Source organism: Paenibacillus sp. MT86, assembly GCF_058792535.1.
On sequence record NZ_CM179499.1, the window covers coordinates 5,006,815 to 5,022,568 of the forward strand.

Here is a 15,754-nt window from a genome sequence, read left to right on the forward strand (position 1 = left end):
TGCTCCATTCCGACCGATTCTAGACTCCTGTTTAACGGCATGATTTTTCTGCCTAATGCACATTCTAATAAAGCCGAAATTTTACGTGAAAGAAGGAATCCATCATGATTAAGTCAGCAGGAGTATGTTTGCTTCTCTTGACGCTGGTACTCCCCGGTTCTGTCACGGAAGCAAGCCCAGTAAAGAAGCAGGCCCTGATGCTTCCAGCACATGCCGTTCATCCGAAAGTGATGCCGGCAGCCCAGCTTATGTCCGAAACGCCGGAATCAACCCATTCCTCAGGACGGGAAATCGACCAATCATATCTTAGACACCTCCACCCATTTGCACATGATGTCGTGCTGATCGATGTGGGCCATGGCGGAATCGACGGCGGAACGTCGCATGGAGACATTCTCGAAAAAGATATCAATCTGGCCATTTCACGCAGACTGTTCATGCTGCTACGCAAGGAAGGCTATCATGCCGTGCTGAATCGCGACGCCGATTACACGCTAAGCGACGATAACCGCTGGCATCGAAGCTCCTCCAGGCATCGCCGCGATCTGTCGCAGCGCAAGCAGCTCAGCAGCGAAATCCCGACCAAGCTGGTAGTCAGCGTTCACGTGAATTGGGGAAAAAATGCGTCCAAGCGCGGCGGCATCGTACTGCATCAATCCGAGGGCCGAAGCACCTTGCTAGCGGAAACCATTCAGGAACAGTTGAATTTGGTATATCGCAGCAACAATGGCATCATGGTAGGCAAGCCTTATTATCTGCTTAATCAAACCCAAGTACCTGCCGTCATCGTGGAAACCGGCTTCCTCAGCAATATCGAGGACCGGGAATTATTGACTAGCCGTAACGGCCAAATGATGATTGCCGAAGCCATTGCTGACGGGATTATCAGTTATTTAACAGCTCTTTAAATAGGAGCTGTTTTTTGTTGGGCGCCTGGCCTATAGAATCCTGATTCCAGGCCTTCGAACCCATTTTTACGTCATAAAAACTAACATCAATATGAAAAAAGCATCATTTTTTTCAAAATTTTTAGTCAATTTTCCCGAAAATTATGGTAGTATATCTAACATACATAAAGATGGATGAATCAAATGGGAATTGGGGGAGATCGTTATGTTTGACTGGCTTGGGTATCGCCAAGGACTTCCGCTTTGGATTTCATGGCGTCTGAATCGTAAATTGAAGGAAGACATCGAAGACATATTCGAAGGCATTGCCGAGACGCGCAAAGAGCTGCTGTTCTCCTGGAGCCATGAATATTGGGGACATCTGGATCGACTGAAGGAGCAACTGGACAAGGACAAGCCCCATGGTTCATCAGTCGGCGGCGAGCATTCTCATCTCTTCTCTACTAGTGCCCCATTGAGCCAGGAGCAGCTCTTCTCCGCTTTGTACTCGCGCGCTGCCGATTTCACGGAATTATTCTTGCTGAACCCTTCGGGTGAGGTCACGTACTCTACATACGCTTCGCACGTTGGAACCAGCTACAGCAAGAGCAGTCCATTGGGACAGGCAATCATTCATCTCGCCGGCTCGGATACCGGCAAATTGCTCTTCGGGCCGTATGCGGATTCCGTCACGTTCACTATCGGTCCCCGCTCCTCTGCTTTTCACGACAAAATGACGCTGCTGTTCATGAATGCCATTTACGTCGACGATACGTTCGCCGGCACCCTCTGCGGCCGGGTGCCAAACGACGTGATCGGGGATTTAATTCAGCGGGAATCCGGCCACGTCTATCCCGATTCCGGCGACAACTATATATTCATGGCCAAGCCCGAGATGAATCGCCATATTGCTCCGGGCACGGCCCTTTCCAGAAGCCGCTTTGAAGACCGGACCTTCACACACGGGGAGAACCTGAAGGACGGCGTAACGACCGACTGGGGGACCGTGTCGGTTCAGGAACATACGGAGCTGGAGCTGATGTTCACCGACCCGGCAACGGGTCAGCTTCATCCAGGCGTAGCCAACACCATCGCGAACGGAAGCAATCTGTTCGTGGACTTCCCCGGTTATTCCGATTACCGCCACATTCCGGTGATCGGAAAAGGTGTGACGTTCCGCCTGCCCCATTGTCCGGATGTTTGGGGGATGATGTGCGAAGGGGATCTCGAAGAGGTTTACCGTATTCGCGGCATTCGCTTCAGACATGCTAAGCTCCATGGCTTGTCTACCCTTATCTCGAGCCTCCTGACGGCTGTCATTGTTTTTATTACGGCTGTTTATTTATCTCCGGCATTCGCAGCCATGGCGGGAGGGTTAGCCTGCTTGGTCACCGGCCTTCTCACCTCTTCCCTGGTCGGCCATAAAGAAATTGGACGAATCGCGGATCGTCTACGCAGCCTCAACCGCTTCATCCGCTTGAATGCCGAGGGCAGCGGAGATCTGACGCAGCGGCTGGACCCCCGCCAATTCGATCAGGATGAAACGCGCGAATTAGCCAAATGGATCAACAATATGATCGATTCGCTGGAAAGCATCATGATGCAGGTGAAGTTGACGGCAGGCGATGTTTCTTCCAGCCAACAGGTAATGAACGACACCACCGCCGTCACCGTTACTTCCGCACAGCGTGTCAGCAGCAACATTAGCGAGATGATCCGCAGCATGCGCAGCCAGCTGCAGGATATCGATGCCGTGAAGGACAGCGCGGAACGGATGCGGGAGACGCTCCGCCAGCTGGAACGGCAAGCAAATGAGCAGATTGATGTGGCCAAGAATGAAGTCGTCCGGATCGGAGACAAGATGTCTCATATTTCTGCGAAAGTCGAGGAAACCAATCAGACCATCCGCACGTTCATGGGAACCGTTCAGGAAGTTACAGGCGTACTGCACGCGATCGAACAAATATCCTCCCAAACCCATTTGCTGGCCCTGAATGCTTCCATTGAAGCGGCACGGGTCGGAGAACACGGACAAGGTTTTGCCGTCGTTGCAACCGAAATCCGCAAGCTGTCCGAACTGACCAGACAGTCCACGGAAGAGGTCCACCGGATTATCGGCCATATCTATCAGGACGCCCAGCACGCCGTGCTCTCGATGAAGGAAGGGACCCGGGTCGTGGAAGAAGGAAACCTGCTGGTTTCCGCGGCTTCCGAGCTGCTTGCCGCCGCAGCCGAAGACGATCTGCGCAAGCACCAGGCCGTAGATGAAGTGGTTCAGCTGATGGAGAAAATCGCTTCGGTCAGCAAGGAGAACCGAAAGATTTCCAAGGATGTGGAGAGCAAAGTGCAGGAGCTGTCGCAGGAAATCGAAAGCGTAAGGTACACCTCAGGCAATGTCGAAGCCATAGCGAAATCGATGCAGCAGCTGGTAGGTCAATTCAAACTCACCGATGCCCGCATCCGATAATATAGCGCAACATATAAACAGCCTTCCAAGCATGAGACTCGGAATCACCGGGACTCTTGCGCTGAAGGCCGTTCGTTTTATATTCATACCCGGTCTCGGCTGATCTTAACGTTTGGACCTTCCACCGGTATCGTCACTCGATGCCGGACCTGTTTCTGTGCTCAAGGAAGATCTAATACGAGCGCAGCGGATCAGGCCGCCAGCTTGAGTGCTCCCTGACGAGATCGCTGATCCCGACGAACTCCACCTTTTTTTGCAGTTCCGGGATCGTGCCTTTCAGCGCCTCTGCCGTCCGGATTCCATATACGCCAACATGGCCGATTGCAATGCAGGAAGTTCTCTCTTCCGCATGCTGCGCCGCGGTCTGCAGCTGCTTGCTCACATGCTGAACGGTATGAACGTCATCCAGGAAGATATCGTTGGCGATGGACGGCATTCCCTTCTTCGCTGCCAGTTTGCCGACCACGCTGTAGTAATTCGTTTTGCTGTCGACGAAGAACAGCCCCCTCTCCCTACAAACGTCGAGCACGATGGACATGACCCGTTCATCCCCGGTAACCTTGGAGCCCATGTGATTATTAATCCCAACGGCATAAGGAACCGAATCGATTGCCTCCTCCATGCGTTTACGAATTTCCTCATCGGTGAGCGAACTTAAGATAGCACCCGGTCCAAGCCAGGAAGACCGGCCCTGCTTAGGCTCCATGGGCATATGAATAATGACGTCATGCCCTTGCTGGTGCGCGGCCTCGGCATCTTTCTTGCTCGTCGGCAAAAACGGCATCACGGCCACCGTGATTTTGACAGGCAGATTGAGCATTTCCTCGGTCCCTTTCTGATCATTGCCAAAATCATCGATAATGACGGCCAGCTTATTCGGCTTCTTTTCCTGGCCGGATCTGCTGTGATCGGATTCTTCGTGCATTTTTCGAGTATCATGGTTGAACGAATCAGGAGCATTGACCACCCCCGCCCCGTACCCGATCTGTGCTCCGTTCGAGATCCCCCATACCAAACACAGCAAGATAATCGATTGTCTATATCTTTTCCGCATTGTTACGCCCCTTTCCACTCATCATCATGATAGCCTTACCTAACCGTATTGTTTGAGAAAAGCTATTCAAATATGTAATTACAGGCATAAATGTTAATCAGGAATCCTCCGCTTCCGCAATCACCTGCAGCGCATTTCCGACGGATTGCAGAAGATTGCCGGCCACCGTAAGATCGTTGGCTCTCCTATTCGTTTCGTGCCGCGGAGGTCAGCGGTAATTTCGGGCTGTGCCGCATTGGCTATCGATTGCATCGAACAGTCCCATAGAATTCCAAAGCAAAAAAGCTCGTAAACTGCAAGAACAGTTTACGAGCTTTCTCATTAAGATGCGGTCGAGAGGACTCGAACCTCCACGGGGGTAAGCCCACACGGACCTGAACCGTGCGCGTCTGCCAATTCCGCCACGACCGCATGTATGTTGTCCACCTTCGAGCCAAGCTCTTATCAGCGGCGACAAGATATATAATATCACGCTAAATAAATCGAGTCAACACTTTTTTTGAACTTGATTAAAAACCTTGTTTTCGGTTAAAATAAGAACATAAGTTCTCATTCAATATCCATTTTCTATATAAAGGCGGTGATGTTGATGGCCATTCAGGCTGTTACAACGGAAGAACGGGCGTTGATCAAGAGTTACCTGCTGCTGATGTTCATTCATAAGGTGTTTGAACGGGATTGCCGGATCATTCAGGAGAGCGGGGTATTCAAAACCCCTCAATTGTACGTAGAGGTTGTAGGAAACGGCGCCAAACGTGCTGCAGTGCTTCTTCGCGAGGTGAAGCAGGAATTCACCAAGCGGGCGATCAAGGTATATGACATCGGGCAAAGCAAGGACGGGATTCAGGCACGATATGCTTGCCGGGGGTACATTGGGTCGATGAACATTCTATGGCCATCCTTCCGTGAGGAGATGATGGATCGCATGCGAGCGTATCTCGGACTGGTTCCGCCTGAGAGCGATTCCTCCGAGCAAGCCCATCCTCCTGCCGCTGCTTTCGCGCGCTAACATCGCCGTTCCTTAAACGAAAGAATAACCGCCTCCCCGGCTGTACAAGCGCTGTGGGGGGCGGTTATTTTCTATCACAGATCAATGAAGGTTATGCTGCACGCGGGTCAGTCCCTGCGAGAGAGCATGTCCCGCGCTGGCGGCAGACGCCACGGCTACGGCCTCCATGATCTGAGCATCCGAGGCTCCCTTGGCACGGGCTTCCTCCATATGGTAGAAGGTACACAGCTCATTGTTGGCAAACAATCCGATCCCAAGCGCGATCAGCTGCTTCGTTCTCGCATCCAGCTCGCCATCCTGAAAGCAAACGCCGGTGAACTGATGATACGCTTCTGCCATGTCCGGCATGCTCTGCTTCAAATTCTGAATTTCATTCTTGTATGCCGAGACCTTGTCATTGGACATTTCCATAACCAAAAGCACCTCTTCCCGAAAAAATAGTTCCGAGGTTAAGTTGTCCGACGAATTCGAGATCTATGCTTATTCTTCGACCGGGCTGACTCTTGGCTCTTTTTTGAGCTGGTAGCTGTAGCGCCGATCCAGTTTAACGACCCGCCGGTTTCTGCGGCGGATGATAACCTGCTCCGGGTCCCAGGCTACGACGAACCCTATAATATCATTGGTCTCCAGCCCATCCCGCACAACCCGGACCAGTTCGCCGGAGATCCGCAGCTCATCGAGTCTTTCATCGCTGATCATCGCCATGCCTCCTTCATCACTTACTGTGCAAAAAAAGACCTAAATGAAATCATTTAGGTCTTTTGAATGCGTTGCGATATCGACAAACATCCCGATTAAGAGATGTTCTATATACCCATTAACGCTGAGCCGGCTCGATGCTGTCATTCTTCTCGTACCAATAATCCAGCACGGTGGAAGACATGACGCGCTTCTCGATATATTCGACCTGCTGAGGCGTAAACTGTTCCTTCCATTCGAAGGAAACCTCCTCGCACAATCCGGCAATCGTCAGCAGTTCTGACCAGGCAACATAGCGTTTGTACCAGAAGAACTGAGGATGTTCAATCATATAGGGATATAGATCATCAAACTCCGTATGTTTACAATCCAAAGCACGTTCAAAATGTACCTTCGCTTCATTCAGCTTCTCAATCAAAAACGGCTCGGTTACAGGTTGTTTCCCCATGTTGCTGCCTCCTCTCTCTTGCCTACCTCTTTATTATAAGCGAAAATCACGGAGGCGAAAAGATTTAGTTGAGATTTTAGGCGGAAATCCCATTATCATTCACTTCAAATTACCATTTTTTCTCTTCGTTTAGACTAGGGTACAACCGTTCATGACCTAAGACCCGGCCCGTGACAATCGGTCCAAGACAAGCCTAAGGAGACCTTAAGTTTTAGCTGAACGAAATCTTCCCACCCTCAAGCGACGATATGGTGACAAGCGATTCCACGTGAACATGCTGTTCGCGCAGCGTTCTCGCCCCGGCTTGGAAACTCTTTTCGATCACAACGCCAAGCCCGATTAATTCCGCCCCGGCCCGATCAATGATTTTGATCAGCCCTCTCGCGGCGTCTCCGTTTGCAATAATGTCATCGATGAAGAGCACTTTATCGCCCTCGCCGATAAACTGGCGCGACACCATGATATCCGTGACAATGCCTTTGGTGAAAGACGGCACCCGCTCGCACAAGGCGTCTGGATCGGCGAGCAGCGTTTTTTTGCGCCGGGCGAATACCATGGGGACTCCCAATTCAAGCGCTGCGGCAAAGGCAACCGATATGCCGGAGGATTCCAGCGTAACGACCTTGGTCACGCCGCTCTCTTTAAATCTCGCCGCAAATTCCCGGCCCATGTCCATAATCAATGCCGGATCAACCTGATGCGTCAGCAGGGCATCCAGCTTCAGCACCTGATCCGACAACACGACGCCTTCTTTAACAATCCGCTCCTTTAACCAATCCATCCCAAAGACCTCCCATGATTCCTTTGTCGTAAAAGTAACATATTCCTCCCTGTACGGCAAGTACAAACGGATGCTCCGTCATTTAACTTGCTAGTTCCCGTCATAATTCCTGACATAGCTTTCCGCTTGCTTGGCGCTATGCGTCCAAATCCCCTCCAGTCGAAGGCCTTGGACAGGTAGAAGTCATGTCCCGGCTCAGCCAAGCATACCTTGTACTATGCAGACGATTAACTTTCAAGGGGGACGCGAGGCTTGCGTAATTTTATACGTGTTTTACAGATCGCCTTTACATATATCGGAACCGTCGTTGGCGCTGGCTTTGCTACCGGCCGAGAAATCCTTCAATTCTTTACCCAGTACGGCCACTGGGCTACACTGACCATTGTGCTTACGACGGGATTATTCATCTGGCTCGGCACGAAAATCATGACGATATCGAGGCGGATCGGAGCCAAATCCTTTGAGGATTTGAACAAATTCCTGTTTGGCGAGAAAGCCGGCGTCTGGATCAGCCTCTTCATGTTTGTCATTCTGCTCGGGGTGAACAGCATCATGCTTGCCGGTGCCGGTTCCGTGTTTGTGGAGCATCTGAATTTGAGTTATCAAACCGGATTGTTTGTCACGATGATCGGGACTTATTTTATTCTCAGAAAAGGCATCCAGTCCATCATGACGATGAACAGTCTCGTCGTACCCATGATGCTGACCTTATCGGTGGCGGTGATCTCTCAAACGCTTCAGTCCCCGGGCGCTACCCGTTTTTTAACCTTGACCACCGACCACAGCCTGCCTTCGGTTTGGCTTGCGCCGCTGCTCTACACCGCCTTTAACCTGGTGATGGCGATGCCGGTGCTGGTCCCGCTCGGCAGCCAGACCGAAAGCGTGCGAACCGTAACCTGGGGAGGCATCATTGGAGGGACGGGCGTAGGGTTTATGCTGATGGCGGCGCATTTTGCGATGTCCGCCCATATGCCCGGCATTAGCCAATACGAGATTCCGATGGGCAGCATCGCCAACCAGCTGGGCTGGTTTGTACAGATCATCTATCTCATCCTCATCTTCCTAGAAATTTTCAGCACCTTCGTTGCCAATATTTACGGCATCACCCTGCAGGTTCAGCAGCGAACCTCGCTCTCCCCGAGAGTGATCACCCTTGGCATCATGGTGTTCTGTTATTTCTTCAGCCAGTTCGGCTTCAGCTCCCTGCTTTCTCTGCTCTATCCGATGTTCGGGGGATTGTGCCTGCTCTGGGTGCTCCGGCTGACTTTATTCGGAACACCTGAAATCAGGGGTAAATAAAAGGGCTCTCCCAAAGGTGCGTAACGCCTGCCTTTGGGGAGCCCAATCTTATGGCTGCATCGGGATGAGCCGTGCATCCGGCATGAGTTCCATCGTCTGCTCGGCGACATGTCGATGACACGTCATCATGACAACCTGCCGGTTACGGGACAGCTCCAGGATAGCCCCGAGCGCATGCCGCAGCCGATCACCGTCAAAATTAACGAACAGATCATCAAGCAGCAGCGGCAGGCCCGCCGCATGCGGCATCGATTGGATCAACCCGAGCCGCATGGCCAAATATAGCTGCTCCGCCGTTCCCCGGCTCAATCGGCTGCTCTCCACCAGCTCACCCGTCGGGCGCTCAGCCAGCAGGCTCTGGTCTCCCAAGCGCATCACAACCCGGCTATACGCACCGCCGGTCAGCATCGAGAAGAACCGGGAAGCCAGCTGCAGCACCTGCGGCTGCTTCTCTTCCTCGTACAAACGCCTCGTGCGTTTGATAAACTCGGAGGCCATCGAACGCACCGCATATTGGGACACGATTTCCCGCAGGGCGGATCGGTGCTCCTCCAGCTGCTGCAGGGCGGAATCCTGATTGCCCGCCGATTCCAGCGACTCCCTCTCCTGAAGCAGCCGCCCGCGCCGTTCCTGCAGCTCGTCCCTTAGGCTGTGCGCGGCCGATGCGGCCTCCTCCTTCTCGACGCACTGAGCTTCGAGCTCGGCAGCGTCGGTGAGCTCAAGCAGCTGCACCAGCCGCCTGCGGCCCGTTTCGTCCCATCCGCTGAACATGGTAATTTCATGATGGCGGATCGTGCGGACAAGCTCCTCCCTGCGCTTGGCTGCTGCTCCCATGCGAAGAAAGGTTTCCTCGTCCGCCGATCGGGACGTGGCGAGTAATGCCGCTTTGCGCTGCTGCAGCCCTTCCCGCTCCTCTTCCATCGCAGCCGCCTCTTTGCGCAGCTCCTGGATGCGCTCGGATAGGACTTTACGCTGCCTTGAATCCTCTTGGTACGCCTTCCAACGGGAATGGATGCCGCTAAGCTCAGCAACGCCCGGATTTCGGTTGCCGTCAGGGTCGGCTTCGGGATCCGCCGCAATGATCTCATGGCATTGGACGATATAATCCTCGGCCTCTCTTAACAGGACATCCATCTTCAGACCAATCGATTTTTGCTGGCGGATCAGCTCCTGTCCCTGCTCAACCTTCACGAATACATCCAGCATCACGTCAGGCGACAGACTCTGCGGGAGTGACCGGGACATCAGCCAGGACTCCCACTGCCGTTCCAGCTCCAAATACCGCTTCTCTTCCTGCTCGATGGCGCTATGGATCGTTTTTAATTCAGCCGCCTGCAGGGCAGACTTCTCCTCAGCCGCCGCACAATCAGACGTCAATCGATCGAGCCGTTGCCGCCAGGCTTGCCAGCCCTCCATCACGGACCGAAGCTCGCGCATTCTCGCCTCCACCATGAGGGGGTCACGAGTCAAAACAGCGTTTCGATCCCTTCGGCTGCCCGGAATCGTGCTCCCTGTTGCCGCGGCATAGGGAGCTGAGACCAGACTGGAGTATAGATGGTCCACATGTTCCGTTCCCTGACCGTCCAGCATGGAAGTGCCTTCCGAAGCTTCTTCCTGAATCTCGCGCCCGCGTTGAGCGCTCCAGTATATATATCCCATACCAAGCAGCATCACAATGCCCGAGACCACGGCGGCTTCCGCGGCTCCCGTCCATAACAACACGGCTGCAAGCAGCAGCGTCATGACCGCCATGCCCGATAGCAGCCCCGCATACATCCGGGGGAGTCGCCCTCTCCCCGGCCGGCGTGTCGAAACAGGCCCGGGCTCGGCACCGGACAGTCTGCGCTCGCGCCAACGCTCGATTTCCAGCTGCAGCTGATTCCACAGCGCAGCCGTCTCCTGCGGCGCAGCAGGCTTAATCATCGCAAAGGCCTCCTGGCCCCGCTCCGACTCCTCGCGCAGCTGCCGCCTTGCTTCCCGCAGCGTCGATTCGGCTGCAGCCGCCGAGCGCTGGGCCCCGCGCTGTTCAATGAACAGCGCCTCCATCCGGCGATCGTACCCGGCAAAGGCAGCACCGATCCGCCGTACCTCCTCACGGTCTGAGGCGGACACCGGCAACGACAGCAGCTCTTGCCGGGTCCATGCCGGGTCGATATCCCGGAGCAGCTGCTCCAGCCGGTTTTCCTGAGCTTTATATTCGGCCGTAAGCTCGGCAAGCTCGCGGTTCCCGGCTTCATGTAGACTTCGTTTTGCCCACAGCTCCTCAATCCGCTCGCCGTATTGTTCCAAGAAATCGTTCACGGGTAGAGCCCCCAGTTTATCCTCCGCATCCTCGATCGCCTGCTCTACGCGGATGGACTGGGCATGAAGGACCCGCTCTTCCTCCAGTATCTTCTCATAACGGGGCATTCCATCCGGGGGGAAATGGCTGCTGTCCATCAGATCCTTCAATTCAACCCCGGCCTCTTGCCATTCCAGCCAAGCCGGACGGATGTCCAGCGCTTTGCGAAGCAGCGATAAATCCTCGCCGGTCCTGGCACGTTCCTGCTCCAGCAAGTTTAAACGGCGCTCTATTTCCAGAATGGAGCTTACGACCTCGTTATAACGGGATACGTAAGCCCGGCTGTCTGCAACCCGGGTTCTTAAATCCTCGATGGAATGCAGCAGCTTGGCTGTCTGCTGTACCTTCCCGCGAGGCTTATACAGCTTGTCCATTTCTTGGGACAGCTTGCGTTCGGCCTCCAGGATGTTGGCTCCGCCGCCGATCCCGGCATGGAACAGGTAGCCGCTCATCTCGGCGGAGTGCAGACCGCGGATTTCCTGCAGTTCGCTTAACGAGATGGCAAACAGCTGGCGAAACATGTCCCTGGACACGCCGCCCAAAGCGTATTGTTCCAGCTCCTGCTGCCCGAGCTCGATCACGACCCCATTATCCGCTTGTTTATGAATATGTACACGTTCGCCCTTGCCGGAGGCGGCATTCCCTTCCCTGGACCGGTTATAGCGCCGGACCACCCAAGGTATCCCCTCCTTATCAAGAAAACGCAGCTCGCCTCCGTGAACGCCTTCCCCGGAGGGCTCTCCGCGTTCCGCCGGCGAGCCCTTGCCCGGAAACCCGTAGAGCATGGCGCTGATAAAATGCAGGACCGTGCTCTTCCCCGCTTCATTCGGCCCATACAGCACGGTTACGGGGGCATCGATGGAAATGCTCATGTCCCGGACGGCTCCGAATCCTTGTATGTTCATCCGTTCCAGCCTCATCTTCCGGCACCTTCCTCCCGCGAACGGTCGCGCAGCAATAACCCTAAAGTCAGCTCCTCCGCCCTGCGAACCCAGTCCAGCATTTCCTCCGGGCTCGTCTCGTCAAGCAACGAGCGGATCTCCGCATGTTCCATAAGAGGCTCCAAACCCTTGGCAACAACCCCGTCCGGATCATGAATTCGTTCCTGCTCCTTCCGGACAAGGCGAAGCAAGTCCCCCGTAAAGCTGTCTTCCGCCAACAGCCTCTCCGTATCGATCGCATCACCGGATTGAAGCGAGAAGCTCTCGATCCAGACGCAGCCCCGATAGCCGCATGTCTTGCCCTTTGCGGCCTCTCTTCTCCGCAGATCGGTCAGCAGCTCGTCCAGCACGTATCCGCCCTCTAGCTGACGGTGAACCGGACTTCGTCCCGTAACCCGAACGCGGATCATGCTTAGCCGATCCGCGTTGGCTCTGGCTGTATCGGTGAGGATGGACTCCAGGGAGCGTCGCCAGTCGTCGACGTCCCGGCAAGCATCGATAGGCGCTTCAACGACGTTCCATCGCATCGAATCGAGCTCATGGAAGCTGAGCTTCGTGTTGAAGCTGCCGTCCACATCGACGACGTAACACCCCTTCGGGCCCGTCTCCCGGACATGGCGTCCCTGGATATTGCCCGGGTACACGATATAAGGAGATTCCTGCAGGGTGCGGCGGGAGTGGATATGCCCGAGCGCCCAGTAGTGGAATCCGGCCTGAACCAGCTCCCTTTTCGTACAGGGAGCATAGGTTTCGTGCTGGGGATCTCCGTCCACGTTCGCATGGAGAAGCCCGATATGATAGAGCCCCGGTGATGGAGCGGGATAACGGATCGCAATATTATCCGTGACCTTCGAGGTCGGATACGACATGCCGGCGATGACCGCCACTTCTTGTTGGTCCGAACGGCGAACAGCCGTTACGGCTGCAGGCTCCGCTCCAAACACACGGACATGGGAGGGAAGCGTCATGGACAGCTTCGTGCTGTCGAGCGGATCATGATTGCCGTGGATCACATAAACCGCGATCCCTTCCCGCCCCAAGCGGTTGAGGGAATCCAGGAAGCGAAGCTGGGCCCGCAGCGAAATGTTGGAGCTGTCGTAGACGTCTCCGCTGATGACGATAAAATCAACCTGCTCCCCGATGGCGAGCTCCACAAGCCGCTCCAGCGCACGGAAGGTTGATTCCTGAACGAAAGACCGCAGATCGTCATCGAGTCCGCTGATTCCGATAAACGGACTGTCCAGATGCAAATCCGCAGCGTGAATAAATCGAAAAGAAGCCATAACCGATCCCTAACTCTCTATCTGGGGTTGAAATTTCAAATACATTTTTTTCAGTTCGTTCACGGATCTGGACAAGGAGTATTGGTTCTTTGCCTTATCCGAAGCGGTCCGGGCCAGCTCGTAACGATAGAGCGGATCACTGATGACCTTCTCGAGCGCCACGCTGAGCGCCATCGGATCTTCAGGCGGTACAAGCAAACCGTTGACCCCGTCCTCAATCTGCTCGGCGATGCCGCCGACGTCGGTCCCTACCAAGGCGAGACAGCTGAGCGCCGCTTCCGCGAACACCGATCCGAACGCCTCTGCTCTCGAAGGCAGGACAAAGATGTCAAAGAACGGCATGAACTCCTCCGGATGCAGCGTATAGCCGTAAAAAATCGTCTCCTGGTAGATGCCCAGCGTTTTGGCCATCTCCTCGAGCTCCTGGCGGGAAGGTCCGTCGCCGATAATATGAAGGACGTAATCATATCCCTTCCGTTTTAGTTCCGCGCAGGCCTGGAGCAGAATATCCAATCCTTTTGCAGGCACCAAACGGCATACCGTAATCAGCTGAGGCACCGCATTTTCATGGGGAACGGGCTTGAATCTCTTATCATCGAATCCGTTATGGATGACGCCGATCGATTCGGGCGTGTTCACGTAGGGAGACATATACGCCTTGAAGGAGTTCGACACGGTCAGCAGCCGGTCGCTGATATGCTCCAGCTCCTTGTACAAAGACACCAGGAACCGGTGTTCCAGCCCTCCCTCCTTGATTCTTCCGTTGAGGATCAGCTCGCGCTCGTAACTGGAGTGCACGGTTTGGATGAGCGGCACCTCGGGAAATACGGCTTTCATCGACATGCCTGCGATCGGATGATGACTATGGATAAGATCATAAGGCTTTTGAATGCGCAGACGGGTCCACCACAGATAATCCCGGTAGGTTTGAAGGTATTTGGCCACGATCGGGCTCCCTTCGAACTCTCTCCAATCAAACGTGTGGAATATCGGATCCTCCTGGCCTTTATTGCGGATCCGCTTAGGCAGCCAGAACATTTCCATCTCCCAACGGGAGGAATGAAAGCGCTCCTGCAAATATGGAATCATGGACGAGACGCCGCCCGGCTGTTCAGGAGGGAAGAATAATGCCTGAAGAAGTTTCATGGGGATCCCCCTTTCTCTAAATCTCTTTTCAGATTCTTTTTCGATATGATATATTAGAACATATGTTTCATGCAAAGGAAACCTATCCCTATTCAGGAGTGAATCGATTTGTCCTATGAATTGAACTACTGGTCCACTTCTCCACTACCCACCATATTTGCCGTGTGCGGAGCTTATATCGCTCTCATGATGCTGATCATGTGTCTCTTTATGTACAGCAAGCAACGCAAGAATGCTTACATATATATGGCGGCAGCTTTCTTCTTCATTATGACATACGAGGGCCTGAACATCCATTCGGCATGGACGGGAAAACCTGTTTTCTCACCAGAGTCGGACGTTCTGCGTTTCATCCAGCTTTTTTCGTTCGTTCTGCTGAACATCTCGGTTGTCATGCTGTACCGCAAAATCAAAACCATGCATTATTGGCTTCCCTTGTTGTCGGCCGCACTGCTTATGCTTCCATTCATGCTTCCCTCATTCCTTCCATACACCCTTGACCCGATATGGCAAAGCATATATTTTGACGTGCTGCAGCTCGCTGCGCTCTACCTGGCCTACACGCAAGTAACCCCGCGGATCGGACAGCCGATCAAATACGCGCTCGGGCTTGCCGTTTACGTCATCTGGACGATTCTGCAAGCGGTACATACCTATTCCGGCAGCCTGTCGCCTGCGCTTCAGGGACTGGCGCTCGCGCTGCCTGTGCTCTTTTACAGCATCGTGTTCTTCATTCTGTTCAGGCGCATCGTGGAGCTGATGCAGTCCATTTACCGGTCCGCCATTACGGACGGATTAACCGGGCTTTACAACCGCAGGCACTTTATGAAGCATTTGGACCATTACGCGGCGCAGGAGCTGAAGATATCCGCCATCTTCTGCGACATCGACAATTTCAAGAAGCTGAATGATACCCAGGGACACGCCAGAGCCGATGAAGTGCTGAAGCAGGTCGCCGCCATCATGGAGGAAGAGCTTGAAGGCATCGGGATTACGGGCCGGTATGGCGGCGAGGAATTGGTCGCCTTGGTCGTTGACCGCAAAGCCAAACCCGCGCAGGTCGCCGAGAAGATCCGAGCCCGAGTGGCGAGCGAGAGCATCGTAACCATCAGTATCGGATACAGCGTGCTGCGCAAAGGCGTTCGCGGCGATGAGCTGATGAAACAGGCGGACAAAGCCATGTATCATTCCAAGACGACCGGCAAAAACAAGGTGTCCGATTACCGGTCCCTCAAAACCGCATCCACCGAACCAACGGAATCCGCCGGATAACACTGGCGCAGACTGCCCACGATATGAAGGGGGCGGTCTTTTTTTTGCCTGACATTTCTTTACTCCCCCTGCGGCAACGTGATAAACTAATGACCGATTCCTTAGAGGCAGAGAAGAAATGGGCTCT

At 54.1% G+C, this 15,754-nt stretch carries 13 protein-coding genes and 1 tRNA gene; 5 read left to right on the top strand and 9 right to left on the bottom strand.

From position 1 onward, the window contains the following. The first annotated feature begins 104 nt into the window (after positions 1-104). Both AC3RCL_RS22515 and AC3RCL_RS22520 read left to right on the top strand, forming a co-directional pair. Positions 105-908: an N-acetylmuramoyl-L-alanine amidase gene (locus tag AC3RCL_RS22515; RefSeq protein WP_492532104.1), complete on the top strand. Its 804-nt coding sequence runs from the start codon at positions 105-107 to the stop codon at positions 906-908. Between the two features lie 205 nt (positions 909-1,113). Continuing rightward, the gene (locus AC3RCL_RS22520; RefSeq protein ID WP_492532106.1) at positions 1,114-3,354 is read left to right on the top strand and encodes a methyl-accepting chemotaxis protein; all 2,241 of its coding nucleotides are present in this window, start codon (positions 1,114-1,116) and stop codon (positions 3,352-3,354) included. Positions 3,355-3,526: 172 nt separating this feature from the next. Here AC3RCL_RS22520 and AC3RCL_RS22525 read toward each other — a convergent pair whose 3' ends face one another. Beyond that, the gene (locus AC3RCL_RS22525) at positions 3,527-4,408 is read right to left on the bottom strand and encodes a divergent polysaccharide deacetylase family protein (protein ID WP_492532108.1); all 882 of its coding nucleotides are present in this window, start codon (positions 4,406-4,408) and stop codon (positions 3,527-3,529) included. 327 nt (positions 4,409-4,735) lie between these two features. Beyond that, positions 4,736-4,819: transfer RNA gene (locus AC3RCL_RS22530), tRNA-Leu, on the bottom strand. Positions 4,820-4,997: 178 nt separating this feature from the next. Between AC3RCL_RS22530 and AC3RCL_RS22535 the strand changes: the two genes are divergently transcribed. Next, the gene (locus AC3RCL_RS22535) at positions 4,998-5,417 is read left to right on the top strand and encodes a YhjD family protein (protein WP_096776026.1); all 420 of its coding nucleotides are present in this window, start codon (positions 4,998-5,000) and stop codon (positions 5,415-5,417) included. An 81-nt stretch (positions 5,418-5,498) separates the two neighbouring features. Here the strand turns inward: AC3RCL_RS22535 and AC3RCL_RS22540 are convergent, their stop codons facing one another. The 4 genes from AC3RCL_RS22540 to AC3RCL_RS22555 all read right to left on the bottom strand — a co-directional run bounded on the left by AC3RCL_RS22540 (position 5,499) and on the right by AC3RCL_RS22555 (position 7,345). Then, the gene (locus tag AC3RCL_RS22540; RefSeq protein WP_009594838.1) at positions 5,499-5,828 is read right to left on the bottom strand and encodes a carboxymuconolactone decarboxylase family protein; all 330 of its coding nucleotides are present in this window, start codon (positions 5,826-5,828) and stop codon (positions 5,499-5,501) included. A gap of 69 nt (positions 5,829-5,897) precedes the next feature. Further along, positions 5,898-6,116 (bottom strand): hypothetical protein, encoded by a 219-nt coding sequence (locus AC3RCL_RS22545; protein ID WP_015736661.1) that lies wholly within the window; start codon positions 6,114-6,116, stop codon positions 5,898-5,900. 118 nt (positions 6,117-6,234) lie between these two features. Beyond that, entirely contained in the window at positions 6,235-6,564 is a 330-nt protein-coding gene (locus tag AC3RCL_RS22550) for a hypothetical protein (RefSeq protein WP_009594840.1), read from the bottom strand. Between the two features lie 211 nt (positions 6,565-6,775). After that, positions 6,776-7,345, bottom strand: a complete 570-nt coding sequence (locus tag AC3RCL_RS22555; RefSeq protein WP_119851127.1) for a xanthine phosphoribosyltransferase — start codon at positions 7,343-7,345, stop codon at positions 6,776-6,778. 252 nt (positions 7,346-7,597) lie between these two features. Here AC3RCL_RS22555 and AC3RCL_RS22560 point away from each other — a divergent pair, with 252 nt between their 5' ends. Further along, entirely contained in the window at positions 7,598-8,644 is a 1,047-nt protein-coding gene (locus AC3RCL_RS22560) for a YkvI family membrane protein (RefSeq protein ID WP_096776028.1), read from the top strand. Positions 8,645-8,692: 48 nt separating this feature from the next. On the opposite strand, the gene AC3RCL_RS22565 is transcribed toward AC3RCL_RS22560, so the two are convergent. From AC3RCL_RS22565 to AC3RCL_RS22575, 3 genes are read right to left on the bottom strand one after another with little or no spacing between them, the layout of a single operon-like run. Further along, positions 8,693-11,890 (bottom strand): AAA family ATPase, encoded by a 3,198-nt coding sequence (locus AC3RCL_RS22565; RefSeq protein ID WP_492532111.1) that lies wholly within the window; start codon positions 11,888-11,890, stop codon positions 8,693-8,695. An 11-nt stretch (positions 11,891-11,901) separates the two neighbouring features. Further along, the gene (locus AC3RCL_RS22570) at positions 11,902-13,209 is read right to left on the bottom strand and encodes a metallophosphoesterase family protein (RefSeq protein ID WP_096776030.1); all 1,308 of its coding nucleotides are present in this window, start codon (positions 13,207-13,209) and stop codon (positions 11,902-11,904) included. 9 nt (positions 13,210-13,218) lie between these two features. Beyond that, the gene (locus AC3RCL_RS22575; RefSeq protein ID WP_015736665.1) at positions 13,219-14,355 is read right to left on the bottom strand and encodes a glycosyltransferase family 4 protein; all 1,137 of its coding nucleotides are present in this window, start codon (positions 14,353-14,355) and stop codon (positions 13,219-13,221) included. Between the two features lie 108 nt (positions 14,356-14,463). Between AC3RCL_RS22575 and AC3RCL_RS22580 the strand changes: the two genes are divergently transcribed. Beyond that, positions 14,464-15,627 carry a GGDEF domain-containing protein gene (locus AC3RCL_RS22580; protein WP_213579372.1) on the top strand — a complete coding sequence of 388 codons (1,164 nt, stop codon included), beginning with the start codon at positions 14,464-14,466 and terminating at the stop codon, positions 15,625-15,627. The last annotated feature ends 127 nt before the right edge of the window (positions 15,628-15,754 follow it).

What these genes read in the sequence shown, in the direction of transcription:
- AC3RCL_RS22515 (WP_492532104.1), top strand. Translation starts at nt 105, where the DNA reads ATGATTAAGTCAGCAGGAGTATGTTTGCTTCTCTTGACGCTGGTACTC.
- AC3RCL_RS22520 (WP_492532106.1), top strand. Translation starts at nt 1,114, where the DNA reads ATGTTTGACTGGCTTGGGTATCGCCAAGGACTTCCGCTTTGGATTTCA.
- AC3RCL_RS22525 (WP_492532108.1), bottom strand. Translation starts at nt 4,408, where the DNA reads ATGCGGAAAAGATATAGACAATCGATTATCTTGCTGTGTTTGGTATGG.
- AC3RCL_RS22535 (WP_096776026.1), top strand. Translation starts at nt 4,998, where the DNA reads ATGGCCATTCAGGCTGTTACAACGGAAGAACGGGCGTTGATCAAGAGT.
- AC3RCL_RS22540 (WP_009594838.1), bottom strand. Translation starts at nt 5,828, where the DNA reads ATGGAAATGTCCAATGACAAGGTCTCGGCATACAAGAATGAAATTCAG.
- AC3RCL_RS22545 (WP_015736661.1), bottom strand. Translation starts at nt 6,116, where the DNA reads ATGATCAGCGATGAAAGACTCGATGAGCTGCGGATCTCCGGCGAACTG.
- AC3RCL_RS22550 (WP_009594840.1), bottom strand. Translation starts at nt 6,564, where the DNA reads ATGGGGAAACAACCTGTAACCGAGCCGTTTTTGATTGAGAAGCTGAAT.
- AC3RCL_RS22555 (WP_119851127.1), bottom strand. Translation starts at nt 7,345, where the DNA reads ATGGATTGGTTAAAGGAGCGGATTGTTAAAGAAGGCGTCGTGTTGTCG.
- AC3RCL_RS22565 (WP_492532111.1), bottom strand. Translation starts at nt 11,890, where the DNA reads ATGAACATACAAGGATTCGGAGCCGTCCGGGACATGAGCATTTCCATC.
- AC3RCL_RS22570 (WP_096776030.1), bottom strand. Translation starts at nt 13,209, where the DNA reads ATGGCTTCTTTTCGATTTATTCACGCTGCGGATTTGCATCTGGACAGT.
- AC3RCL_RS22575 (WP_015736665.1), bottom strand. Translation starts at nt 14,355, where the DNA reads ATGAAACTTCTTCAGGCATTATTCTTCCCTCCTGAACAGCCGGGCGGC.